Source organism: Maribacter spongiicola (assembly GCF_004364165.1).
In the GTDB taxonomy this organism is placed as follows: domain Bacteria; phylum Bacteroidota; class Bacteroidia; order Flavobacteriales; family Flavobacteriaceae; genus Maribacter; species Maribacter spongiicola.
Genome location: NZ_SOAY01000010.1, coordinates 1,614,756 through 1,638,425, shown reverse-complemented (window position 1 = coordinate 1,638,425; position 23,670 = coordinate 1,614,756). Strand labels below are relative to the sequence as shown.

Here is a 23,670-nt window from a genome sequence, read left to right as displayed (position 1 = left end):
AACGTAATTTTATATAACATTAACAGCACCCCACACAATGGCATATAGAAGTCTTAGACATTTGCCTATTTATAGGAAAGCACTGGAACTTTGCACAATGAGCAGAGAGATTGCTTCTTACGTATCTTTCAATAAAGATTTAATGCGACTTTGCGAATCTAAAAGTTTAAGAGATATCATGGCAAATTCAATTTTAACAGATTCTATTCTTATACCTCAAAAAATCGCTCAGGTAGAATATTCTCAATGTAGTAATGAACGTCTAGAAACAATTTCATATATCAATATTATCATTAGAAACATCAACTCTTATTGTATGGGATTGGAGAAACATGGTGTAAAAGAAACGGAGTACATTAATTTACTTAGAAAAGAGATAAAGAGTTTTAGAAAATCATATAAAGCTTGGAAATCTGACCACTTATAATCTCTCTATTATCTCCCTTATTTACTGATAACAAGTACGATTTTAAAAATTATGGTCTATTTTTGGAGCCATAATAATTTTTGAATTGAAAACAACTATCCTAGTCAATTGCCCAGATCAAGCTGGCATTATAAGCACCGTCACTGGTTTTATTCATAAAAACAAAGGTAACATCGTATACCTTGATCAGCATGTGGACAAACCTGCTAATGTATTTTTTATGCGAACTGTTGTAGAATTTGAAGAACACTTCTCTGAATTAGACCATTTTAAAAGCCTTTTTCAAAAAGAGTTGGCTTCTACATATCATATGAAATGGAGCTTACACACCGACGATAAGTTACCAAAAATGGCAATTTTTGTATCTAAGTACAACCACTGCCTTTACGATTTACTAAGCAGATACCGTTCTGGTGAACTCGCAGTAGAAATACCTTTTATTCTAAGCAACCATAACGATTTAAAACACATAGCAGACCAGTTTGAAATTCCTTTTTTTCACGTTCCTTTTTCAAAAGAAAATAGAGCTAAGGCAGAAAAAGAGCAATTAGACCTGTTAGAAAAATATAAAGTCGACTTCATTGTATTGGCTAGATATATGCAAATTGTTAGCGGAACACTTATCAATAAGTTCCCAAATAAGATTATAAATATTCACCATTCTTTCTTACCTGCGTTCGCCGGAGCAAAACCATACCATGCAGCCTTTAAAAGAGGTGTGAAAATTATAGGTGCCACGAGCCACTATGTTACCGAAGAATTAGATGCCGGTCCTATTATTGAGCAAGATGTAACGACCGTAACCCACTCCCACTCCATTGAAGATTTTATTACCAAGGGGAGAGATTTAGAAAAAATTGTACTTTCAAGAGGAGTAAAGCTTCATATTGCGCGTAAAACAATGGTGTACAACAATAAAACGGTAATATTCTCGTAAGTAAAGTAAACCCAATATAAATTATATTCTAATGATTAAAAAAGTAAGCTTAGCCATATGCATGTTACTAGCTGTTTCATGTGCAGAGTTACAACAGGTAGTAAATCAATTACCAACTTCTACAGAAGGGGTTTTAAGTAACGATGCCATTGCCAACGGATTAAAAGAAGCTCTGGACCAAGGTATAGAAAAGCAAGTAAGTAAATTAACCCAAACAGATGGTTTCTATAAAAATGAATTAGTGAAAATTTTTTTACCTGAAGATTTACAGAAAGTAGATAAAACATTACGTGATATCGGTTTAGGCAATTTAGCCGATGAGGGACTAAAAGTTTTAAACAGAGCTGCAGAAGATGCGGTTTCTGAAGCGACGCCTATATTTGTAAATGCAGTAAAAGAGATGTCATTTGCAGATGCAAAGAATATTCTTTTAGGTAGTAACGATGCAGCAACAACTTATTTAGAGACAAAAACCACTTCTGAATTATATGCAAAATTCAACCCGGTAATAAGCAACTCGTTCCAAAAAGTAGGTGCCGATAAAATTTGGAGTTCTATTATTACAAAATATAACGCTATACCACTTACCAATAACATTAATCCGGATTTAACTGATTATGTAACCGGAGAGGCTCTGGCCGGTGTTTATAAAATGATCGCTGTAGAAGAGGAAGAAATTAGAACAAAATATTCATCTAGAACTACAGATGTACTCAGAAAAGTATTTGCGCTTCAAGATAAAAAGTAGATTTTTAACAGGCGCTACAATAACTTAAAAAATTATGCGTTAAAAACTAAGAACATGTATTAAAACATTCATTTTCAATTTTTTGAGTTAGTTATTTTTTGAGTTAGTTAGTTAGTTATTTAAAAACCGGTGGGAGCACCGGTTTTTTTGTTTTATAATCGTAAAAAAAACAATAGTTTTACAATTAATATAAATTTTGAACTCTAGTTTTAAACTTTCTAGAGTATCCCCCGTCTTATTACCCGCCTTTATTATTTGATTTATTAGTATCCTAAAACGTTATTGGTGCCTACAAAAAACTATTTATTAGTAACCATATTATTCTTAATCATCTCTGCAACTCCGCAATTAGTAGCAGCAAATTTAATAGATTGCAATCAAGCATCTGTTACCCTTTCTACTATTCAGGTTAATGAATATTCCGCTGAAGACTTCTACATTTTAGGTGTATGTGAATACAAAAGCAAAAATTTTGAAAAAGCTTATAATTATTTTATTTCCGCAAAATCATTAGGTTTTGCGAATGTAGATTCACTACAGACATATTTAATTGAGTGTAGAAAACAAATAAATAATATACCAGTAAATGAAGACTCTGTTTTAGAAAATGACGATCAAGTAGCTGTTAACAATTACAAACATAAAGTTCAAGTATATTTACTAAATATTATATTCATTCTAATAGCTATTATTGGGTTAATAACGTCGGGTTATATTTGCTATAAACATAGGGCAACCAAAAGTAATATTTTCTTATCCATCCTTCTTTTCGCCATATCACTAGCATTGATTGAACTAGTATTATACTGGCAAGATTTTTTTGCATATTCACCGTCCGTTTCCATTTATAGAGTTCTATTTTTCTTATGGGCACCCTCATTATATTTATATCTTAAAACGAAATACCTCGGTATTTCTATCAAAAGAAAAGAACTTATTTTTCATTACTTAGCCTTCTTTTTGGTTTTGATTGCACTTGTCATATTCGGTAATTTTTATGATAGCGTAAATGCTGAGACCAATCCCCTCTTAAATGCCCTAGATATAATAATGAACGATAATTGGATAAAAACCATTCACCTATCTGCCTATCTAATACTTATAATTGCCGAATTTCAACTTAATAAAAAGCTGCTAGATCATAGTTTTAAAAATTGGATTCTAACCTTAATTGTATTTGTTGCTATTTTAATAATATTCTTAATAGCTAGAGCCACTTTCGAACATATTTTTGTTTTTGATTACATATCAAAATACTTTATTGCCGTTTACCTTATTCTGTTTATTGCTGTTTTAGAAATTCTTTTAGTTGTACAACCAAATGTCATTCTTGGTATCATCGACATTCCGCAAGAAAATCAAACAGATAATAAATATAAAAATTCTGGTCTTACAGAAAATATGAGCGTCCAGGTAAAATCTCAATTACTTGATTTACTAAAAAATGATAAAATCTATTTAGATAACACACTTACACTATCCAAACTAGCACAAGTAATTAATGTAGATAAGTATAGTGTCTCTCAGGTTATAAATCAAGACTTAAATAAAAATTTCTATGAACTAATCAATGATTACAGAATAGAAGAAGCTGTTAACATAATTGAATCGAATCCAAAAAAACAGGTACTTGATTTAATATATGAATGTGGCTTTAATAACAAGGTTTCCTTTTACAAAGCATTCAAAAAAAGAATGCACATGACCCCTAAAGAATACATAGAAAAACAATTTTCTAAGGTATAATTGTAATATTTACTTAATTCTACTAAAACTTTCACAATTCTACTTCCCGTTTTACAAAACATTTAATTACAGTTACTTACAAAAGTAGTAAAGGTAAATTTCAATCGGACCGCCATTAACTTAGGTCGGAATCTACCCTTTTAACACCCAACCCCATCTATTTTCGCACAAATTGTAAAGAGTCGGTTGACATCAAAGAAATTTCTTTTTTTGATCTCATTTAATAAGGATTAGCTGTCTAAAAAACCGACCGGCTCTTCTACATTTTTTACTAACCTTTTCTAACTAAAACTCAAATTAAATTTATGAGAACAAACGCGAGAAATTTTCTTACTCTGTTACTTTCTTTTGTAGCGTACATTAGTTTTGCGCAAGACAAGAGTATTACGGGTACAGTTATTGACCAAAACGGAATACCACTGCCAGGTGTATCCGTTTTAATTGTTGGCACAACAACAGGTGCACAAACAGATTTTGATGGCAAATATGGAATTAATGCTTCCGAAGGGCAGAAATTACGATTTAGCTATATCGGGCAAAAGACAACTACAGTACTAATTGGAGCTTCATCAACTATAAATGTAACCTTAGAAGAGGATGCACAAGCTTTAGAAGAAGTTGTTGTAACTGCTGCATTAGGTATTACACGTGAAAAGAAATCATTAGGTTACGCAACGCAAGAAGTTTCTGGCGATCAACTTTCTGAAACAAGAAACAGCAATGCCTTAAACGCTTTAAGTGGTAAGGTTGCAGGTGTTCAAGTTTCAAATGCCTCTGGTAGTTTAGGTGGATCTTCGCGTATTCTTATTAGAGGTGCAGGTTCTATCACACAAGAGAACAGACCTTTAATCGTAGTAGATGGTATTCCTTTAGATAATTCTAACTATAACACTACAAGCGCCCAAACTGGTGGTGGAGGTAGAGATTATGGTGATGCAGGTTTTGATGTTAATCCAGATGATATAGCCTCAATGAACGTGTTAAAAGGCGGTGCTGCATCTGCCCTTTATGGTTCAAGAGCGAGTAACGGGGTTATTTTAATTACTACAAAATCAGGTAAAAAAGGTAAAGCTGAAGTTGTTTTTAACTCTGGTATAACCTTCGACCAAGTAAACATTTTACCTAAAGTACAGAAATTGTATGGTGGTGGCGCAGGTGATGCTACTACTATTGGGCAATCTGGTTTTGGTCAGGCAACCATAAACGGTGTTACTTATGATGTAGCTGATTATGGTACTGATGAATCTTGGGGACCAAGATATGACTCTAATAGTAGAGTTCTTCACTGGGATGCTTTTGACCCGGAATTCGCAGAAGATTATTTACAGCCTAGAGCTTGGGTTTATCCTGATTACGATAAAGATGACTTCTTCAATACTGGTATTAGCTATAATAATGGTATTGCATTTTCTCAAGGTACTGAAAAGTCAACCATGAGAATGTCTTTAAATAATACTCAATCTACCGGTATTGTACCAAATTCAGAATTAAGCAAGACTACCGTAAACTTCAATGGTACTTCTCAATTAACTGATAGATTAAAAATGGATGCTTCTGTAAACTTGACAATAACCGATGGTTTTAATAGACCTGCAGTTGGCTATACAGGTGAAGGGGTAATTCAACAACTCTATCAGTTTGGCCAAACCCAATTAGATTACGAAAGATTAAAAGAATATAAGTTAGCCGATGGTGCTCAACGTACTTGGAACAGGGTTTCTGCTGCAGACGGATCTGTTAGATATTCTGACAATCCATATTGGACATTGAATGAAAACACAGCAACAGACAAGAGAACTAGATGGTACGGTAACGTAGGTCTTCAATACAACATTACAGACAATTTATATGTTGTTGGTAAAATGTATGGTGATACGTATGATTTTAGAATTAACTCGCAAGTAGCAGTTGGATCTCAAGCTCAACCGTTCTATACTGAAATCGATAGAGATTTTCAAGAAATCAACTACGAAGGTCGTTTACACTTCGACAAAAACATATTTAATGACAAATTGAGCATCAATACTTTTGTTGGTTTAAACAGAAGAGATAATGAGCTTCATAGAATTACCGGCGAAACTTCTGGTGGGTTAGTAGTTCCTGGTTTGTACAACTTAAGTAACTCTGCAGACCCTGCACAGGTAACAGAGTTCGATTCCAGAAAAAGAGTAAACAGTTTATATGGTTCTGCTTCTTTTGGATACAACAATTTTGCATATTTAACGGTAACCGGTCGTAACGATTGGTCTTCTACCCTACCTGCAGATAGCAATTCATACTTCTACCCTTCTGTAAGTGGTAGTATTGTATTCTCTTCATTTGTAGACGCAAACTGGCTATCATTTGGTAAAATAAGAGGTGGTTATGCCGAAGTGGGTAGTGATACCGATCCATACCAATTAGCGAATACCTATACTGGTTCTATTCCATTTTTAGGAAATGTACCTTTCGATTTGGGCAACACCAACAGAAACCCGGCACTATTGCCAGAGCAAAAGAAAACCTATGAAGTAGGTTTAGAAATGGCTTTCTTTAAAAATAGATTAAGTTTTGATGTTACTTACTACAACGAAGAAACTAGTGACCTAATTACACCTGTACAAATTGATCCTGCCACGGGCTTTACCGCTACGTTTACAAACGCAGGAAAACTACAGAACAAAGGTATAGAGGCATTGGTAACGATATCTCCGATAGAAACAAAAGATTTCTCTTGGGATGTGATTTGGAATTTCGCAAAAAATGACAATGAACTTTTAGAGATATTAGATGGTGTTGAAACACTTCAAATTGGTAGTTTCCCTTTTAACTCTGTAACTGTCAATGCGGTTGTTGGTCAACCTTATGGCATAATTAGAGGTACTAATTATGTTTTTGACGATCAAGGAAATAAAGTAGTTAATTCAAACGGAAGCTATGCTGAAACTCAGAATGTAGAAAACTTAGGTAGTGTTTTACCAGACTACACTATGGGATTCAGAAATAATTTCAAGTATAAAAATTTAAGCTTCGGTTTCTTAGTAGATGTTCAACAAGGTGGTAAATACCGATCATTAACCAACATGTGGGGTAACTATTCTGGTATTCTTGAACAGACTGCTGCAAATAACATTCGTGAAGAAGGTATTGTTCTACCAGGTGTTACAGGTACAGTAACTTATGATGCAGATGGTAATTACACAGTAAGTAATACCGCTACCAATACTCAAGTAATACCTGCTCAACAATATGGTACAGACTTCTTCTTTGGCAATGATGCACAAAATGTCTTTGATGCTGATTACATTAAATTAAGAGAGGTTTCTTTAGCGTATACGTTACCAACAGATTGGTTCGAAGATTTTGCTGCTATAACCGTATCTGCATTTGGTAGAAACTTAGGTGTTTGGGGCTTGGACAACGAAAATTTTGACCCAGAAGTTGCTACATCAGGTAGTGGTAACATACAAGGTTCTGAAGGTGGTTCTCTACCTTCAACTAAAAGCTACGGATTGAATGTTCAATTAAAATTCTAAAAAAAATGAAAAATAAATTTATCATATTATGTATGTCATTATTGGTTTCAGGATTCTATTCCTGCGATGATGGCTTAGAGGATCTAAACAGTAATCCTAATGAACCTGAGGTAGTACCTACCAACAATATTTTTGCATATTCTACAAAAAGATTTACTGATTTTAGTAGAGACGCATTTAATACAGGTAGATTAACCTTACCATGGATGCAATATTGGGGTCAAACGGCATACGCCGATGAGGATCGTTTCCTATACAGAGAAACGGCAGCGCAAAGTATTTACCAAAACACGTATTTAGTAGCGACCGATTTGAAAGCAATTTTAGATCAGAATACAAATCCTGAGACTAGAGATGGTGCGGCTGCTTACGGTAATAACGACAATCAAATTGCCGCTTCTAGAATTATGCTTTCATATATGTTCTATGAGCTTACCAATTTCTTTGGCGATATACCTTACTACTCTTACGGTACAGAAAATGAAAGTTTTCAAGCTTTATCGGTAAACAATAGTTCCTCTCCGGTATTTGCATCTCAAGAAGATATATATACCGATATTTTAAAAGAGTTAAGAGAATCAGCCGACATGATCAACCCTAACGAGCCTGCCTTCATTAGTGGAGACAATATTTTCAATGGGGATGCTGAAAAATGGAGAAGATTCGCAAACTCATTAAGAATGAGAGTTGCCAATAATCTTAGAGGTGTTGATCTAGCGACTGCCAATGCTGAAATAGATGATGCTATTGCCGATGGTGTAATGCAATCTAATGATGACAACGCAGCGCAAACATATGCTACTGCAGATGACAATGCTTCTCCTTTATGGATCGCACATATCACTAGAACAGATTTTGCTGTTGCAGCACCATTTGTTCAGTTATTAAAAGGTGAGAAAGGAAATTTTGGTCCGGATCCTAGATTATTCGAAATGGCTGCACCTATTAGTGCTTCTATTGATGAAGTTAAAAACGGTACTTATGAAAGAAGCGTTAATTATGATGATTACCTTGGTATACCGTATGCTTTTAGAAATACAAACTTCTTAGATCGTACTACCTATTCATTTATGAGTAGCAAAGTACTTAAACCAGATTACAAAGAGGTTTTAATGGAGTATGCCGAAGTTCAGTTCATAATTTCTGAACGTAATGGTTTTGCTCAAGAAAATTATGTTAACGGAGTTACTGCTTCTATGGAAAGATGGGGGGTTGACCCTGCTGAAATTACTAGCTTTGTTTCTAATCTTCCTGCAGCTTCTCAAGAAACTGTATTAAATCAGAAATACATTGCTTTGTACATGCAAGCTCACCAAGCGTACGCAGATTACAGAAGAACTAGTTTCCCTAATACTATAGTATTGCCTGGCGAAACTGTTCAATTACCTGCAGAGCAGATTGCTGGTTTAGCACCTGATAACAGAGTGGAATCGTATGTATTCGAAGCAGGACCGGTTGATCCTTCTGTAACAGAGATACCATTTAGATTAAGGTACCCACAAATTCTTCAAACTTTAAATGGAACGAACCGTAGCGAAGCAGTTGCAAAATTACCGAATGGCGATTTAATTACCAGCAAGTTATTTTGGGACGTAAATTAATTAATAAATTAAGTAAAGTTGAGTTAATTGTTCAAGGCCGGTATCTACCGGCCTTTTACTTTTATAACAACTGAGGGAGGAAATTATTTTTTAATGAAATGAACGACTATCAAGTCAAAAAAGACATTTAATATTAGCCTTTTAAATATTTAATTACCTGTTCATTAAAAAACATAGGTTGTTCTACATTAACTACATGACCACAGTCTTCAACTACGATCAACTGAGAATGCTGATGAGATTTTGCTATTTTACGTATGCTAGGTAAAAACAAGTAATCTTCTTCACCCATTACATATAAGGTTGGAATTTTAATATCGGCAGAACGAAAAAAACGTAACAAGGGGTTTATCTCTGACGTAAGCTTAAACCAACGAATAAATTCTTTTTGGTACAATTTCTTTGCTTCGCGAACAAATAGCAATCTAGACTCCCTATGGTTCTTATTCGGCATTATAATAAATGCAAAAAACTTATACAACCATAAATAAGGTATCACCGTTTTAAATACGACACCAAGCTTTATTAATATTTGAGAGCGTAAATTCAATTTCATAATTGCACCGCCCATTACCATACTCTCTACTCGCTCAGGGTGATTCTCTGCTAAATTACGAATAAGTATTGTCCCCAACGAAATACCAACAAAATGCGATTTTTCAATCTTTTCATGATCGATTACCTCAACAATGTCATTTGTAATAACATCGAAAGTATACTTCTCATCAAAAACATTCTTTAAACTAGGTTTAGAATTACCATGACCTCTTAAATCGAGCAGCAATACATTAAAATGCTTTTTAAATTCACGTATTTGTTTGTACCAAATAGAAGAGCTACCACCAGCGCCATGAACAAACGTGACCCATTTAGAAGATGTTTTATGCCGGTAAGTTATATAGTGAAGCAAGTTATTGTCTCATTAAAAAACAGTTAATCTACAATGTATTAATTCTTTTTCAATTAATAGTTCAGGATAATCAAAATTCACTTAAAAAGAATAGTCTTTTCAATATTCGCTTATAATACTGTTAAAAAAAAGACATATTACCTAATAATTAGTTGTATAGCTTAGTATACGAACGTCCAAAACTTAAAACTGAACGTATATTTGTAAGAACACAAATCTAGTATAATGAGCGAGCAGTATTGTAAAGTAGGATCAGTAACACCAATAGAGGCAAATAATGATATTATCAGCTTATTGGAGTACCAATATCAAATATTTTTAGAAAAAGCTTCTACTATTCAAACGAATACACAATTAGGAGAATTTTTTGAGTCTAAAGCACAGAAAATTAAAAGAACGTTAGAAGAATTAGTTTAATCTTTCTAGCTCTTTCTTCATTTCTTGCTGTAATTCTTTAGCCTTAATCTTGGCTGCATCTGCGAAATCTTCTTGATCAGAGGCATATATTATTCCGCGAGATGAATTAATTAGTAGACCAATATTTTTGGTCATACCATATTCACATACATCTTTTAGGCTACCCCCTTGTGCACCAACACCTGGCACAAGCAAAAAACTTTTAGGCACAATTTTTCGAATCTCCTTAAGATATTCTGCTTTGGTAGCACCTACAACATACATTAAATTCTCGGCACCTTTATAGGTTGTTGACACAGACAGTACTTCTTTATAAAGTTCTTTATCTTCTATCTTTTTTGTCTGAAAATCAAAAGCACCTTCGTTAGACGTTAATGCCAAAAGAATGGTATGCTTGTTCTCAAAAGCTAAAAAAGGTTCAACAGAATCGCGCCCCATGTACGGAGCGATAGTAATAGAATCGAAATTTAAATCTTCAAAAAATGCCTTCGCATATCTTGTAGAAGTATTACCGATATCTCCACGTTTTGCATCGGCAATGGTAAAAATATCAGGATAATTGCTATTTAAATATTTAATCGTTTTACGCAGAGCAGACCAACCTTGCACACCGTATGCTTCATAAAAAGCGATATTTGGTTTATATGCAACACATAAATCATGAGTTGCATCGATAATTGCTTTATTGAAGGAGAATATAGGATCTTCCTCTTCCAATAAAAAAGCTGGAATCTTCTCTAAATCGGTATCGAGACCAATGCACAAAAAAGATTGTTTTTTATGAATTTGGGCAACTAATTCTTGTGTGGTCATATATTAAAAAATCTCAGAAGCTTCCTTTAATCTCTCTGTATTATCTACAAAACTTAATTCATCTATAATTCTTTGAATATCACCATCAATAATATTAGACAAATCATATAATGTTAATCCTACACGGTGGTCAGTTACCCTACCTTGCGGATAATTATAGGTTCTAATTTTTGCAGAACGGTCACCACTACTTACTTGAGAATTTCGTTTAGCCGCATCTTCTTCTTGCTTCTTTGCCAATTCCAAATCATATAATCTGGAACGTAATACTCTAAAAGCCTTGTCCTTATTTTTATGTTGAGATTTTTGATCTTGACACTGCGCTACCAATCCGGTAGGTATATGCGTTAAACGAACTGCCGAATAAGTTGTATTCACCGACTGACCACCAGGACCAGATGAGCAGAAAAAATCTATGCGTACATCTTTAGGTTCTATTTGCACATCGAATTCTTCGGCTTCCGGCAAAACCATAACCGTAGCAGCACTAGTATGTACTCTACCTTGAGTTTCTGTTTGTGGCACGCGCTGTACACGGTGTACACCAGCTTCAAATTTTAATGTACCATATACATTATTACCGGTAACTTCGAACTGAATTTCTTTATAACCGCCATTAGTACCTTCACTAAGGTCGATTACATTTGTTTTCCATCCTTTAGACTCACAATATTTTGTATACATTCTAAATAAATCACCAGCAAAAATACTTGCTTCATCACCACCTGTACCGGCTCTAATTTCAACAACTACATCTTTTGCATCTTCTGGATCTCTCGGTATCAACATTAATTTAATATCCTCTTCTAGCTTCGGCAAACCGCCTTTAGCCTCTTCCATTTGCATTTTTGCCATTTCTAGCATTTCTGCATCACTACCATCGGCAATAATCTCTTCCGCCTCAGCAATATTATTGGTAAGCTCAAGATATTCATCTCGCTTTGCCATTAAATCTCTAAGATCCTTATATTCTTTTGTAAGTTTTACATATTTTTCTTGATCAGATATAATATCTGGCTGAATTATAAGGTCTGAAACCTCATCAAAACGTTGTTTTACGATGTTTAACTTGTCTATCATATACTTACTTCACTTGTATGGCAAATTTACAATAAAATTGCGGACAGACTAAAGTGTTTATTATGGTATCAATTAAAAAATAAGAATGTATTTTTTTTAAAGAAAAGCTAGTTTAGTAAGATGCCATTGCTTTTATGCAATTTATTGATACTGTCTACAATGATAACCTCGGTGTCTCCCAACTGATTTATTAGTGCGAGCCCTGCATCTATGCCCATTACAAAAATAGAAGTCGCCAAGGCGTCTGATAACTCGGCACTTTTTGCAAAAACAGATACACTAAGAATTCCCGTGGCCGGATAACCTGTTACAGGATTTATAATATGGGTGTACTTTTTATTTTTTGAGATAATAAAATTACCGTCGCCACCAGAGGTTGCAACCGATGACTCAAGAATTGGTATCCAAGAAGATATGCCCCCTTTTTGATCTGGGTTCACGACCCCTATTAACCATTTATCGCCAGTTACTTTTGTACCCCATGTGGTAATATCGCCATCGATATTGATAATGCCTGCCTTAACCTCTTTAGATACCAATAATGACTTTGCCTTATCTGCGGCAAAACCTTTGCCGATACCACCAAAAGAAATACGCATTCCCTTTTTATTCAGATAAACGGTTTGCTCTTTGCTATCTAGAATGATATTTTTATACCCGATTTTGTGCTTTATAGATTCAACTTCGTTCGAAGTAGGCATTGCTTCCATACTACCATCTAATTTCCAAATATCGTTCAATGCCGTAAATGTGATATCAAAAGCACCGTTCGTAATTTCAGATATTTGAATAGACCTTTCTATTAAGTTATAAAGCTCCCAACTTACAGATACAGGTTTGATACCTGCATTTTTATTAATCAAACTAGTTTCAGATTCCGCATCCCAAGAAGAAATAAGTTTTTCTATTCTTTGCACTTCAGCCAATGCCTCTTGTATATAAATATAACCCAGTTCTTCATCTTCAGAAACAACTGTAATATCGAAATCGCCACCCATTACCTCGTACGATTTTTTTACCGTTACGTACTTTTTCTCCTGACCATATGCAAAGCAGGTCATTAGACATAGTATTAAGGCATAAATCTTTTTCACTTATTTCTCTAATTGGGGATACATATGGATATAAAGAATAAATAAGTTAGGTTGGTGTAGTTTTGGTTTATTGATATGTTACGTGATGTTTATTCAAAAACACGCAATATAGAACCCTCAAGGCTGGTATTATAAATTTTTAAAGTCTTAGATGTGCTGTTCGGAATTTCATTTAACGGCGTACCAGTTTGCGAAAATTTGGATCCATGAACATCACAATAGAAAATACCACCATCTTGATTTACAAAACGTACTTGATCATATTGCTCGTGACTACAAATTTGAGTTGCAGCAACAAATTCACCTTCTAGATTTTTAACTACAACAACTAAATTTTTCAGAATAAAGCCTCCATTATTTGCAAGCTTAGCCGCTTCGGCAGACTCAAGGTCAATTGTAAAATCTACATCTGTTGGCTGGGCTACGATATCACCTTCTACATCACTATCTTTTGAACAGCTTCCTAAACAAGGAAAAGTAATTGCAAAGGCAGCGCCCGCCCCAAGCGTTCGTAAAAATTCTTTTCTTTCCATAGCAAAATAGGTTTATACAAAAAGAACGATTTATTTACCCTAATCGTATGTATTAATACACAAAGGTGCCATACTTACTTGAAATTGTTAGTTTTTTCGAATCTGAAGCCTCTACCCTACCAATAATTTGAGCATTTACACCAAAGCTTTTTGAGATTTCAATAATATCATTTGCTATATTTTCTGGCAGATAAAACTCTAATCGATGACCACAATTAAAGACTTTATACATTTCTTTCCAATCTGTACCCGACTGTTCTTGAATCAATTGAAAAAGTGGTGGCACATTGAATAAGTTATCTTTTACTACATGTAATTCATCAATAAAATGAAGAATTTTTGTTTGTGCCCCTCCACTACAATGAATCATTCCGTGAATTTCTTTTGCACTATATTTTGATAGTATTTTTTTAACGATAGGCGCATATGTTCTCGTTGGCGACAGCACCAATTTACCTGCATCGATAGGAGAATTCTCTACAGAATCTGTCAACTTTATAGTACCGGAATAAACAAGATCTTTAGGTACTTCTGCGTCAAAACTTTCTGGAAATTTATCTGCCAAATAGTTTGAAAAAACATCATGTCGGGCAGAAGTGAGTCCGTTACTTCCCATTCCGCCATTATAGCCTTTTTCATAATTTGCCTGTCCAAAAGATTCTAGACCAACGATTACGTCGCCCGCTTTTATATTCGCATTGTCAATAACGTCACTTCTTTTTAATCTGGCAGTAACTGTAGAATCTACAATTATGGTTCTAACCAAATCACCTACATCGGCAGTTTCACCACCCGTAGAGTGAATTGTAATACCAAACTCCCCTAAATCATTAATCAATTCTTCCGTACCATTTATGATTGCCGATAGCACCTCTCCCGGAATTTTATTTTTATTTCTACCTATAGTAGAAGAAAGCATAATGTTATCGGTTGCACCAACACAGATCAAATCATCAATATTCATGATCAAGGCATCTTGAGCAATACCTTTCCATACAGTGATATCTCCGGTTTCTTTCCAGTACATATATGCCAAAGAAGATTTGGTACCCGCACCATCTGCATGCATTACCAAGCAATAATCTTCATCACCCGTTAAATAATCAGGGACTATTTTGCAAAATGCCTTCGGAAAAAGACCTTTATCGATATTCTTGATGGCATTGTGTACATCTTCCTTTGAGGCAGACACGCCGCGTTGCTGATATCTTTCACTGCTTGATGTGGACATAACTTAGATTTGTGGCAAAAATAAGGGAATCATTAAAACTGCCACTGATGTTCAGCTTAATATTCCCTCAAATTTTTTAATTATAAATTCAACTTACTCAATAAATAATAATTCTCTGTATTTTGTTAATGGCCATAGGTTATTATCCATCAACTTTTCTAATTTATCACTGTGCATTCTTATTTCTGAAAAATAAGGCTTTACATTATTGCAATAAGAATCTGCTTTCTTTTTAGTGTCTTTCAATGCATTTGCTTTTTTACGAGCATCTGCCATCGCATCTACCATTTTCTTGATACCGACCACATGTTCTGCAATTTCTTCGATCATTGTTAATTGACCCTCCGAGAATTTTTTATGTGCTGCTCCGTAAATTTCCTTTAAACCAGCAACATTTTTTATCAGTCTGTTTTGGTACTCTAAAGCTGCAGGCATAATGTAACCATACACCAATTCATTATACACTCTACCCTCTATTTGTACGTGCATAATATAATTTTCCAAATCTACTTCTTGGCGAGCGCTAATTTCAACCTCGCTCATTACATTCATGGTCTCAAAAAGTGCAATACTCTCTTTAGAGGTTAATATTTCAAGAGCTTCAGGCGTATTTCTATTATTACTTAATTTTCTTCTTTTCGCCTCATTTTCCCAATCTGCACTGTAGCCATCACCATCAAAACGAATACGTTTTGAAGTTTTTATATACTCACGAAGCACGTTGAATACCGCCTCATCTTTTTTCAAGCTTTTTTTATCGATTAATATATCGACCTCTTTTTTAAAATCTCTTAATTGCTTGGCAACTATAGTATTTAAGACGGTCATTGGCTTAGCGCAATTTGTTTTTGCACCAACACCACGCATTTCAAATTTATTACCTGTAAAGGCAAAAGGCGATGTTCTATTACGATCGGTATTGTCCATCAAAATTTCTGGAATCTTACCTACGACATTTAATTTCAGTTCTGTTTTTTCTTCGGGAGACAACTTACCTTTAGACACCCCTTCCAACTCATCGAGTACACTACTTAACTGCGTACCAACAAAAATGGAAAAAATAGCTGGGGGAGCTTCATTTGCCCCCAACCTATAATCATTACCTGCCGATGCGATAGAAGAGCGCAAAAGCTCTTCGTACGTGTCAACTGCTTTTATAGTATTAATGAAGAAGGTCAAAAATTGCAAGTTCTTCATAGGTGTAGAACCCGGACTCAATAAATTTACCCCGGTATCTGTAGCCAATGACCAGTTGTTATGTTTACCAGAACCGTTGATGCCCGCAAATGGTTTTTCATGAAACAGCACTTTAAAATGGTGTTTATCAGCAATTTTATCCATAACATCCATCAATAATAAGTTATGATCTATGGCAAGGTTGGCTTCTTCAAAAACAGGAGCCAATTCAAACTGATTAGGAGCCACTTCGTTATGTCTCGTTTTCACCGGAATACCCAATTTGGTACATTCCTTTTCCAAATCGCTCATAAAACTTAATACACGACTCGGTATTACTCCGAAATAATGATCATCTAGCTGTTGCCCTTTTGCTGGAGTTTCACCAACCAAAGTGCGACCTGTCATCATAATATCCGGTCTAGAATAGGCAAGCGCCTTATCGATCAAAAAATATTCTTGTTCCCAACCCAAGGTGGCATTCACCTTTGTTACCGTTTTATCAAAATACTTCGCAACGGCAGTAGCAGCGTCATCAACGGCACTTAATGCTCTCAATAAAGGTGCTTTATTATCTAAAGCTTCACCCGTATAAGAAACAAAAATAGTGGGTATACATAAGGTAGTACCGTAAATAAAAGCTGGAGAAGAAGGGTCCCAAGCGGTATAGCCCCTTGCTTCAAAAGTATTTCTAATTCCCCCACTCGGAAAACTAGAAGCATCTGGCTCTTGCTGAACTAATTGGCCGCCACCAAATTTTTCTAACGCCGTACCATCTGGCAAAAGATCAAAAAATGCATCGTGCTTTTCTGCCGTTGAACCTGTTAAAGGCTGAAACCAATGGGTATAATGTGTAGCACCCATGGTAATAGCCCATCCTTTAATAGCTTCTGCAACTTGATCTGCAATTTTTCGGTCAATCTTAGAACCCGAAACCATAGCACCTTTTAAACTCTCTAAAGCATCTTTAGTTAGATATTGCAACATCTTTTTTTGATTGAACACGTTGACTCCGAACAAGTCAGAACGTCTTCCTTTCTCCTCAACAGCAATACTAGTTCTCTTCTGGCTTTCGGTAATTGCAGCAAATCTTGATGATATCATATGTAAATACATTGTTAATTTGACAAAATTACGTTCTATAAATATAAATATGATAAAATACCCGATAAAAAACAGGGGTATAAAGCAAAAAATTTAATTTTTACACATTAACACCCTCAAAAATTCATACAGATTGATAAAAAACATATTTTTGTTTGTCTTTTATTAAAAAATAACGAGAATATTATGGCCAAAATTAAATTAGAATACATCTGGTTAGATGGATACTTTCCAACTCAAAACATGCGAAGCAAGACAAAGGTTGAAGAGCATGAAGATTTTAAAGGAACTCTTGAAGAATTAGGCAATTGGTCTTTTGACGGATCGTCTACTAGGCAAGCTGAAGGTGGATCTTCTGATTGTTTATTAGTACCCGTAGCAATATACCCTGACCCTGCTAGAACTAACGGTTATTTAGTAATGACGGAAGTAATGAATGCCGATGGAACACCTCACGTCTCTAACGGTAGATCTACCATTGATGATGAAGATGAAGATTTCTGGTTCGGTTTTGAACAAGAATATTTCATCATGGATACGAAAACACAATTACCATTAGGTTTCCCTATTGGTGGTTACCCTGCTCCACAAGGTATGTACTACTGCTCAGTTGGTGGTAAAAACACTCATGGTAGAGGCTTAGTTGAAGAGCATGCTGATCTTTGTATCGATGCAGGATTAAACTTTGAAGGAATCAACCAAGAAGTTGCTTCAGGACAATGGGAATTTCAATTATTCGCAAAAGGCGCTAAAAAAGCAGGTGATGAAATCTGGATCGCAAGATATCTTCTTGACAGATTAACTGAAAAATATGGTTACTATATCGATTACCACCCAAAACCATTAGGTAAAGACATGGATTGGAATGGATCAGGTATGCATGCCAATTTCTCTAACACTGCTCTAAGAACAAGTGGTAGCAAAGATGTTTATGCTGCAATATGCGAGTCTTTTAGACCATTTGTAAAAGAACATATTGCTGTTTACGGTGAGTTTAACGACCAACGTTTAACTGGTTTACACGAAACTGCCTCAATTAATGATTTCTCTTGGGGTATCTCAGATAGAGGTGCATCTATTCGTATTCCATTAATTGCTGTTGAAAAAGGATATAAAGGTTGGTTAGAAGATAGAAGACCTGCTTCTAACGGTGATCCATACAAAATTGCAGCTAGAATTATCAAAACTGTAAAAACAGCAAAAATTTAATACCAAATTAATTGTTGATTATACTAAAAACGCCTTGGATTTTTTCCATGGCGTTTTTTATTGACATTATTTTAAACATATTGGCTTATCCAATAGTCACATATATAAATGCTAAATAAATACTTATCAATATCAATCCATCTCTCCAACCCAAACGCAATCCTTTAGGTATGAAAACTAATGGTAGAATAAGAAAAGAGATACCTAACATCCAGAAAATATCATTTGTTAAAAGCCCCTGGTCCATAACGGTAATAGGGGTAATTATAGAAGTAATACCTAAAACAGCCAGTAAATTAAAGATATTGGACCCAATTAGATTCCCTAAAGAAATTGCTTTTTCTTTTTTTATGACGGCAATTATTGACGCTGCAAGTTCAGGAATACTAGTACCTACAGAAACTATTGTTATGGCTATTACACGCTCACTTACACCAAACATTGTTGCCATGCCAACCGCTCCAGAAATTAATAGCTCAGATCCGCCCCAAAGGGCTGCACCACCCAAACCTAAGAAAAGAGCGGTTTTATAAGTGGGCATCATAACATCTGGTTCATCTTCCTCATCGATAACCGCAGGCTTTTGAAAACGTAACAAATACACCAAAAACAAAAAGAGAAAAACGACCATTATTATACCTTCATATTGCTCTAATACTCCGTCAAAATATATAAAGAAGAAAAAGAGTAAAGAGGCGAGCATCATTACCGGCCAGTCTGTATTATAAAAACTTTTACTAACATCGATAGGGCTTAACAAAATCGTAATAGCCAATACAAGACCAAGGTTGGCAATATTAGAACCAACTACGTTACCTAACGCCAAATCTGGAAATCCGTCCAAAGCTGCATTTATACTAACAATAAGTTCTGGCGCCGATGTTGCAAAGGAAACCACGGTCATACCTATCACAATTTTGGGAATCTTTAATTTCAACGATAAATCTACCGCAGCTTTTAATAGCCAGTTTCCACCTGCTATTAATAGGATGAGTCCGCCAACTATAAATAAGAAATCTTGCATGAAAAGAATTTTGGCAAATATAATTAGAACATATCTCTTGGCATATGACAAATGTTGGTATAAATGAGTAACATCTCATTTTAATATCTAAATTTAATATGCTATTCTCAATAAACATTTTTATGATGACCGTACTAACATCTCAAAAAATAAATTCGCTAAAATATTTTATTGTACCTCTAGTACTTTTAAGCTTACTAAGTTTTAAAAACAACGCTATTTCCTTATTGAACAGCCCAGTTATTATCACCCAAGTAAAACAAACTATTGAGATAACTATAAACAAAAACACGACAGAGGTTGAGTTAATAACTATTAAAACTCGTCTCGCTAAAGAAAAATTCGATTTTTTATACACTACGGTCAGAAACAACAATTCGGAAATAAAAGATCTATCTATTGAAATTACTGGAGGCAATAAAACTATTGGAGAAGTTCGTAGTCGATATAAATCTGCATCTGATAATGATACTATTGACCCCATCAACATTCAAATTGACATTACTACAAATACTATATCAATTAAGAATGCCAATGGAAATCAAAAAATCACAACCTCTAGCAGCACTGAAAATGAAAAGAATAAAAAAATTTTAATTAGTACATCAACAACTGGCGATTATGACATTAAAATATCTGAAGAAGAAGAAAACGGATTCAAATTCTCTAACAACGAGGAAACTAAGGAGCCATTATTTTTTATTGATGGAATAAAGAGTGATTCGAAAACGGTTCATAATTTAAATGAAAGTACGATAGCTACCATGAATGTTTTAAAAGGAGATAGTGCCATGAAAAAATATGGAAAGGAAGCTAAAAACGGAGTAATTGAAATTATAACCAAAAAATAATTCTAAAACTCATTTTAAAACAATTTCACTTTCTAACATCGCCTAACTTTTATTTTTGCAAGAATGAAATGGTTCATTTCCACCATTTTCAGCAATATTGAGCCCTATAATTTTAAAAACCATCTAAAATATCACCTACAATTATGTTAATCTACAACCAAAATTATTGTAGTGATTCTAACATGTAACTCAACTGTAGACTATCGGTATAATAATGTAATTGATTCCATCATTACACTTACATATTAGTATTCAAATGCAATAATTTAACATATTTCATTTGTAAGAAGTACACCACAACTATACCTTTCCAAAACAATCAAATATTTAATTCAACCACTAAAAACTAACTACTATGATTGCTTTAATAAAATTAATAATTGTTTTGATTTTAAGTATAATAATAACCTTGGTATATCAATAACTATTTTGCAGAACTTTATACATAGGAGCTTAGCGACTTGATCAAATCGCTGTGTTATTTATATATATTTGATAAAACTACTACTTTGAAAACCAAATTATACAAACTAATCGCCAAGCTTAATAAAGCTTTATTACCCTCTTACAGCAAACAACGTTTAGATTTATCTAAAGCAAGTAAACTTCAAATGGCACTAATCGGCTGGCGGTATTTCATTACCAAAAAAGCATTAGACTAATATTTTATCAAAGATTTTACCGGGTAGGTACTTATTTTAGAATTGCCCTCAAGAAAAGTAAGCTCTAAAAGAAAATTACATTGCACTATTACACCTCCTAGTTTTTCAATTAATTTACAAGCTGCACTTGCAGTGCCACCTGTTGCCAAAACATCATCGTGTATTAAGACCCTGTCGCCCTTCTTGATGCCATCAATATGAATCTCTAAAGTATCTGTGCCATATTCCAGGTCATATGTTTCACTAATGGTAGTAGATGGCAATTTGCCTGGTTTACGAACTGGCACAAATCCCGCATTGAGCTTTTCGGCTAAAATAGGTCCAAATATGAAACCTCTACTTTCCATACCTACTACTTTGTCTATTTTTCGTCCTTCCAATAAATGAAACAGTGCGTTAGCAGTTTGTTTAAGAGCAGATGGGTTTTGTAATAACAACGTGATGTCTTTAAAAATGACTCCTTCCTTCGGGAAATTAGGTACATCTCTAATTAAGCTTTTAAAATTCATTTAATATTGTCTTCTTTATTTTGTGGTAAATGTAAAAAGAAATATATTTGCACCCCGTTAAGGGAAAAATCAAAATGGCCTCGTGGCGCAACTGAATAGCGCACTTGATTACGGCTCAAGAGGTTACAGGTTTGAATCCTGTCGAGGTCACAAAAATACAAAACCTGCAAATTTTTAAATTTGCAGGTTTTTTTTGGTTTTATAAAACTATTAAAAGCCCAAAAGCTACTAAACTTAGCAAGCAATGCACTTAGGCTCTATCGTTTAGTTCACAAATTCAATCAACAAATCTCATTTAAGCATCATGGTTCACCCATAGAAAAATAAAATATTCAAAACAACAAATCAAGTAAAATCACATATTTTTATTTCCAATTGTAGATATTTCATTAGAATTAAATATAATAAGCTCATTTTGAAATCGTGATTCTTAAATTATTTAAATTGCATCTTTCAAAGCTTAAATGACATGGGATTTTTAAAGAAGTTGAATAGCAAATACTTAAAACTTAAATTAAAACATTCTCCGCAACAAAATTTATTTTACGGTTTTCTGACCTATATAGTAGTTGGGTTTATTTTACTTTCATTACCGATTTTTCAAAAAACATCGGCACCGTTTTTAGATCATCTTTTTACAGCAACATCTGCTGTATCGACAACAGGTCTCGTTACTATCAGTATTTTCGATAGTTATAATTTTGGCGGTCAATTTATAATAATGCTACTATTTCAATTAGGGGGTATAGGTTATCTCACTTTTACTACCTTCATGCTACTTTCAACTACTAAACGAATTACAAGATGGCATAAGGCCATTCTTAACTCAGAATTTACACTACCCATCTCCATAAAAATTAAAGACTTTCTAAAATCGGTAGTTATATTTACTACAATTATGGAGGTGATAGGTGCCATATTATTTTTCATTGCATTTAAAATGGATGGCATGGATAATTACCCCGCCATATGGAATGCTATTTTTCATAGCGTTAGTGCCTTTTGCACTGCCGGTTTTAGTCTATTCAATTCTGGTTTTATCGATTACTTAGACAACGGCTTTATAAACTTTATAATTTCTTTCCTGGCCATTGGGGGCTCACTTGGCTTTATTGTAGTGACCGACTTTGTACTTTGGTTTAAAAACAAAACCCACAAACTTAGCTTCACTACTAAAATAATTTTAATTGGTCTTTCAATTTTATTAAGTATTGCCTTTTTATTCTTCTATTTTTACGAACCATCAATTACAAATTTAGATGGTTCAACAAGGACTTATGCTGCCTTTTTTCAAGCGATGTCAGCAATGACTACTGTTGGCTTTAATACTTTAGATTTTGGTTCTTTTACAACTCCAATACTAATTGCTACAGTTTTTTTAATGTATGTAGGAGCATCACCATCTGGTACAGCAGGCGGACTTAAAATAACAACATTAACAGCGGTATTTTCAATAATAAAAAGTCGTCTAAGAGGTAGTCAACAAATAACCTTTTTTGGCAGAGTTATACCATTAGAGCGTTTATACATTGCAACCTCTTCTTTCATATTTTACACCTCATTAATTTTTTTAGGAATATTTGTTCTCACTTTTTCAGAGGATTTTAATTTAGAAAAAATAATTTTCGAAGTCGCGTCTGCCTTAGGCACCGTTGGAATTAGTATGGGAATAACCGGCGATTTAAGTGCAGTTGGCAAAATCACAATTATTCTTTTAATGTTCATTGGTAGATTAGGTGTTCTTACTTTTGGTCTTGCAATTTGGTCTAGAAGTATTTCTGAAAGTGAACATATGGTTATTGAAGGAGATATAGCTGTTTAAATGTATAGTTAATTTGTACCAGATTAAATCGGGTGATTTTTGCAGAGATATGAAGAGTTAACTGCGCTATAAGGAAGACTAATTACTCATATTGATATACACTAGCAATTGTAACCTAAGTCAATCAATGACTAATAATTTAGCGTGTTATATTCAACCACATTGTTAATTTCTTAAACATTTTTGTTTTTATCAAATCACAACTTAGCAATTGACAAAAGTATTTGGCAAAAAATACAATTACTCATCTCAGTACAGTAC

20 protein-coding genes and 1 tRNA gene are annotated in these 23,670 nt (G+C 34.2%); 12 read left to right on the top strand and 9 right to left on the bottom strand.

What is annotated here, in order from left to right; translation table 11 throughout:
• The first annotated feature begins 97 nt into the window (after positions 1-97).
• The 6 genes from CLV90_RS07275 (at position 98) to CLV90_RS07250 (ending at position 8,974) form a co-directional block, all read left to right on the top strand.
• Positions 98-427, top strand: coding sequence for a hypothetical protein (locus tag CLV90_RS07275; protein WP_243835295.1), 330 nt, complete (start codon positions 98-100; stop codon positions 425-427).
• Positions 428-512: 85 nt separating this feature from the next.
• The gene (gene purU / locus CLV90_RS07270; protein WP_133686799.1) at positions 513-1,364 is read left to right on the top strand and encodes a formyltetrahydrofolate deformylase; all 852 of its coding nucleotides are present in this window, start codon (positions 513-515) and stop codon (positions 1,362-1,364) included.
• Between the two features lie 31 nt (positions 1,365-1,395).
• Positions 1,396-2,112, top strand: coding sequence for a DUF4197 domain-containing protein (locus CLV90_RS07265; protein WP_133686798.1), 717 nt, complete (start codon positions 1,396-1,398; stop codon positions 2,110-2,112).
• Between the two features lie 285 nt (positions 2,113-2,397).
• Positions 2,398-3,858: a helix-turn-helix domain-containing protein gene (locus tag CLV90_RS07260; RefSeq protein ID WP_133686797.1), complete on the top strand. Its 1,461-nt coding sequence runs from the start codon at positions 2,398-2,400 to the stop codon at positions 3,856-3,858.
• Between the two features lie 305 nt (positions 3,859-4,163).
• Positions 4,164-7,373 carry a SusC/RagA family TonB-linked outer membrane protein gene (locus CLV90_RS07255; protein ID WP_133686796.1) on the top strand — a complete coding sequence of 1,070 codons (3,210 nt, stop codon included), beginning with the start codon at positions 4,164-4,166 and terminating at the stop codon, positions 7,371-7,373.
• Between the two features lie 5 nt (positions 7,374-7,378).
• Positions 7,379-8,974, top strand: coding sequence for a SusD/RagB family nutrient-binding outer membrane lipoprotein (locus CLV90_RS07250; RefSeq protein ID WP_133686795.1), 1,596 nt, complete (start codon positions 7,379-7,381; stop codon positions 8,972-8,974).
• Positions 8,975-9,107: 133 nt separating this feature from the next.
• On the opposite strand, the gene CLV90_RS07245 is transcribed toward CLV90_RS07250, so the two are convergent.
• A complete protein-coding gene (locus tag CLV90_RS07245) occupies positions 9,108-9,884 on the bottom strand; it encodes an alpha/beta fold hydrolase (RefSeq protein WP_133686794.1) in 777 nt (258 codons plus the stop codon).
• A 225-nt stretch (positions 9,885-10,109) separates the two neighbouring features.
• Between CLV90_RS07245 and CLV90_RS07240 the strand changes: the two genes are divergently transcribed.
• Complete coding sequence (locus CLV90_RS07240; RefSeq protein WP_133686793.1) at positions 10,110-10,301, top strand: hypothetical protein; 192 nt, start codon at positions 10,110-10,112, stop codon at positions 10,299-10,301.
• Here CLV90_RS07240 and pyrF read toward each other — a convergent pair.
• From pyrF to CLV90_RS07210, 6 genes are all read right to left on the bottom strand, one after another.
• Positions 10,293-11,114 (bottom strand): orotidine-5'-phosphate decarboxylase, encoded by an 822-nt coding sequence (pyrF, locus tag CLV90_RS07235; protein ID WP_133686792.1) that lies wholly within the window; start codon positions 11,112-11,114, stop codon positions 10,293-10,295. The genes CLV90_RS07240 and pyrF overlap by 9 nt on opposite strands.
• Before the next feature lie 3 nt (positions 11,115-11,117).
• Complete coding sequence (gene prfA, locus CLV90_RS07230; RefSeq protein ID WP_133686791.1) at positions 11,118-12,194, bottom strand: peptide chain release factor 1; 1,077 nt, start codon at positions 12,192-12,194, stop codon at positions 11,118-11,120.
• Positions 12,195-12,301: 107 nt separating this feature from the next.
• Complete coding sequence (locus tag CLV90_RS07225) at positions 12,302-13,255, bottom strand: FAD:protein FMN transferase (protein ID WP_133686790.1); 954 nt, start codon at positions 13,253-13,255, stop codon at positions 12,302-12,304.
• A 122-nt stretch (positions 13,256-13,377) separates the two neighbouring features.
• Positions 13,378-13,821 (bottom strand): QcrA and Rieske domain-containing protein, encoded by a 444-nt coding sequence (locus tag CLV90_RS07220; protein ID WP_133686789.1) that lies wholly within the window; start codon positions 13,819-13,821, stop codon positions 13,378-13,380.
• A gap of 52 nt (positions 13,822-13,873) precedes the next feature.
• Positions 13,874-15,052 carry an AIR synthase related protein gene (locus CLV90_RS07215; RefSeq protein WP_133686788.1) on the bottom strand — a complete coding sequence of 393 codons (1,179 nt, stop codon included), beginning with the start codon at positions 15,050-15,052 and terminating at the stop codon, positions 13,874-13,876.
• Between the two features lie 93 nt (positions 15,053-15,145).
• Entirely contained in the window at positions 15,146-17,332 is a 2,187-nt protein-coding gene (locus tag CLV90_RS07210) for a glutamine synthetase III family protein (protein ID WP_133686787.1), read from the bottom strand.
• Positions 17,333-17,518: 186 nt separating this feature from the next.
• On the opposite strand from CLV90_RS07210, the gene CLV90_RS07205 reads away from it, so the two are divergent.
• Complete coding sequence (locus tag CLV90_RS07205) at positions 17,519-18,541, top strand: glutamine synthetase beta-grasp domain-containing protein (protein ID WP_133672388.1); 1,023 nt, start codon at positions 17,519-17,521, stop codon at positions 18,539-18,541.
• A gap of 85 nt (positions 18,542-18,626) precedes the next feature.
• Here the strand turns inward: CLV90_RS07205 and CLV90_RS07200 are convergent, their stop codons facing one another.
• Positions 18,627-19,565 carry a calcium/sodium antiporter gene (locus CLV90_RS07200; protein ID WP_133686786.1) on the bottom strand — a complete coding sequence of 313 codons (939 nt, stop codon included), beginning with the start codon at positions 19,563-19,565 and terminating at the stop codon, positions 18,627-18,629.
• Between the two features lie 122 nt (positions 19,566-19,687).
• Here CLV90_RS07200 and CLV90_RS07195 point away from each other — a divergent pair, with 122 nt between their 5' ends.
• Together CLV90_RS07195 and CLV90_RS07190 are read left to right on the top strand one after the other, a co-directional pair.
• Positions 19,688-20,416, top strand: a complete 729-nt coding sequence (locus tag CLV90_RS07195) for a hypothetical protein (RefSeq protein ID WP_133686785.1) — start codon at positions 19,688-19,690, stop codon at positions 20,414-20,416.
• A gap of 509 nt (positions 20,417-20,925) precedes the next feature.
• Complete coding sequence (locus CLV90_RS07190) at positions 20,926-21,078, top strand: SsrA-binding protein (RefSeq protein ID WP_133686784.1); 153 nt, start codon at positions 20,926-20,928, stop codon at positions 21,076-21,078.
• Here CLV90_RS07190 and CLV90_RS07185 read toward each other — a convergent pair.
• The gene (locus tag CLV90_RS07185) at positions 21,075-21,587 is read right to left on the bottom strand and encodes an adenine phosphoribosyltransferase (protein ID WP_133686783.1); all 513 of its coding nucleotides are present in this window, start codon (positions 21,585-21,587) and stop codon (positions 21,075-21,077) included. The two genes, CLV90_RS07190 and CLV90_RS07185, sit on opposite strands and share 4 nt — an antisense overlap.
• Positions 21,588-21,663: 76 nt before the next feature.
• On the opposite strand from CLV90_RS07185, the gene CLV90_RS07180 reads away from it, so the two are divergent.
• Both CLV90_RS07180 and CLV90_RS07175 read left to right on the top strand, forming a co-directional pair.
• Positions 21,664-21,737: transfer RNA gene (locus CLV90_RS07180), tRNA-Arg, on the top strand.
• Between the two features lie 319 nt (positions 21,738-22,056).
• The gene (locus tag CLV90_RS07175) at positions 22,057-23,409 is read left to right on the top strand and encodes a TrkH family potassium uptake protein (protein WP_133686782.1); all 1,353 of its coding nucleotides are present in this window, start codon (positions 22,057-22,059) and stop codon (positions 23,407-23,409) included.
• Positions 23,410-23,670 lie beyond the last annotated feature (261 nt).

Excerpts from the sequence above, each read along its gene's own strand:
- CLV90_RS07225 (WP_133686790.1), bottom strand. The coding sequence starts at position 13,255 with ATGACCTGCTTTGCATATGGTCAGGAGAAAAAGTACGTAACGGTAAAA.
- CLV90_RS07215 (WP_133686788.1), bottom strand. The coding sequence starts at position 15,052 with ATGTCCACATCAAGCAGTGAAAGATATCAGCAACGCGGCGTGTCTGCC.
- CLV90_RS07205 (WP_133672388.1), top strand. The coding sequence starts at position 17,519 with ATGGCCAAAATTAAATTAGAATACATCTGGTTAGATGGATACTTTCCA.
- CLV90_RS07265 (WP_133686798.1), top strand. The coding sequence starts at position 1,396 with ATGATTAAAAAAGTAAGCTTAGCCATATGCATGTTACTAGCTGTTTCA.
- CLV90_RS07175 (WP_133686782.1), top strand. The coding sequence starts at position 22,057 with ATGGGATTTTTAAAGAAGTTGAATAGCAAATACTTAAAACTTAAATTA.
- CLV90_RS07210 (WP_133686787.1), bottom strand. The coding sequence starts at position 17,332 with ATGATATCATCAAGATTTGCTGCAATTACCGAAAGCCAGAAGAGAACT.
- CLV90_RS07185 (WP_133686783.1), bottom strand. The coding sequence starts at position 21,587 with ATGAATTTTAAAAGCTTAATTAGAGATGTACCTAATTTCCCGAAGGAA.
- CLV90_RS07275 (WP_243835295.1), top strand. The coding sequence starts at position 98 with ATGAGCAGAGAGATTGCTTCTTACGTATCTTTCAATAAAGATTTAATG.
- CLV90_RS07200 (WP_133686786.1), bottom strand. The coding sequence starts at position 19,565 with ATGCAAGATTTCTTATTTATAGTTGGCGGACTCATCCTATTAATAGCA.
- CLV90_RS07250 (WP_133686795.1), top strand. The coding sequence starts at position 7,379 with ATGAAAAATAAATTTATCATATTATGTATGTCATTATTGGTTTCAGGA.
- pyrF (WP_133686792.1), bottom strand. The coding sequence starts at position 11,114 with ATGACCACACAAGAATTAGTTGCCCAAATTCATAAAAAACAATCTTTT.
- CLV90_RS07240 (WP_133686793.1), top strand. The coding sequence starts at position 10,110 with ATGAGCGAGCAGTATTGTAAAGTAGGATCAGTAACACCAATAGAGGCA.
- CLV90_RS07220 (WP_133686789.1), bottom strand. The coding sequence starts at position 13,821 with ATGGAAAGAAAAGAATTTTTACGAACGCTTGGGGCGGGCGCTGCCTTT.
- prfA (WP_133686791.1), bottom strand. The coding sequence starts at position 12,194 with ATGATAGACAAGTTAAACATCGTAAAACAACGTTTTGATGAGGTTTCA.
- CLV90_RS07255 (WP_133686796.1), top strand. The coding sequence starts at position 4,164 with ATGAGAACAAACGCGAGAAATTTTCTTACTCTGTTACTTTCTTTTGTA.
- CLV90_RS07195 (WP_133686785.1), top strand. The coding sequence starts at position 19,688 with ATGATGACCGTACTAACATCTCAAAAAATAAATTCGCTAAAATATTTT.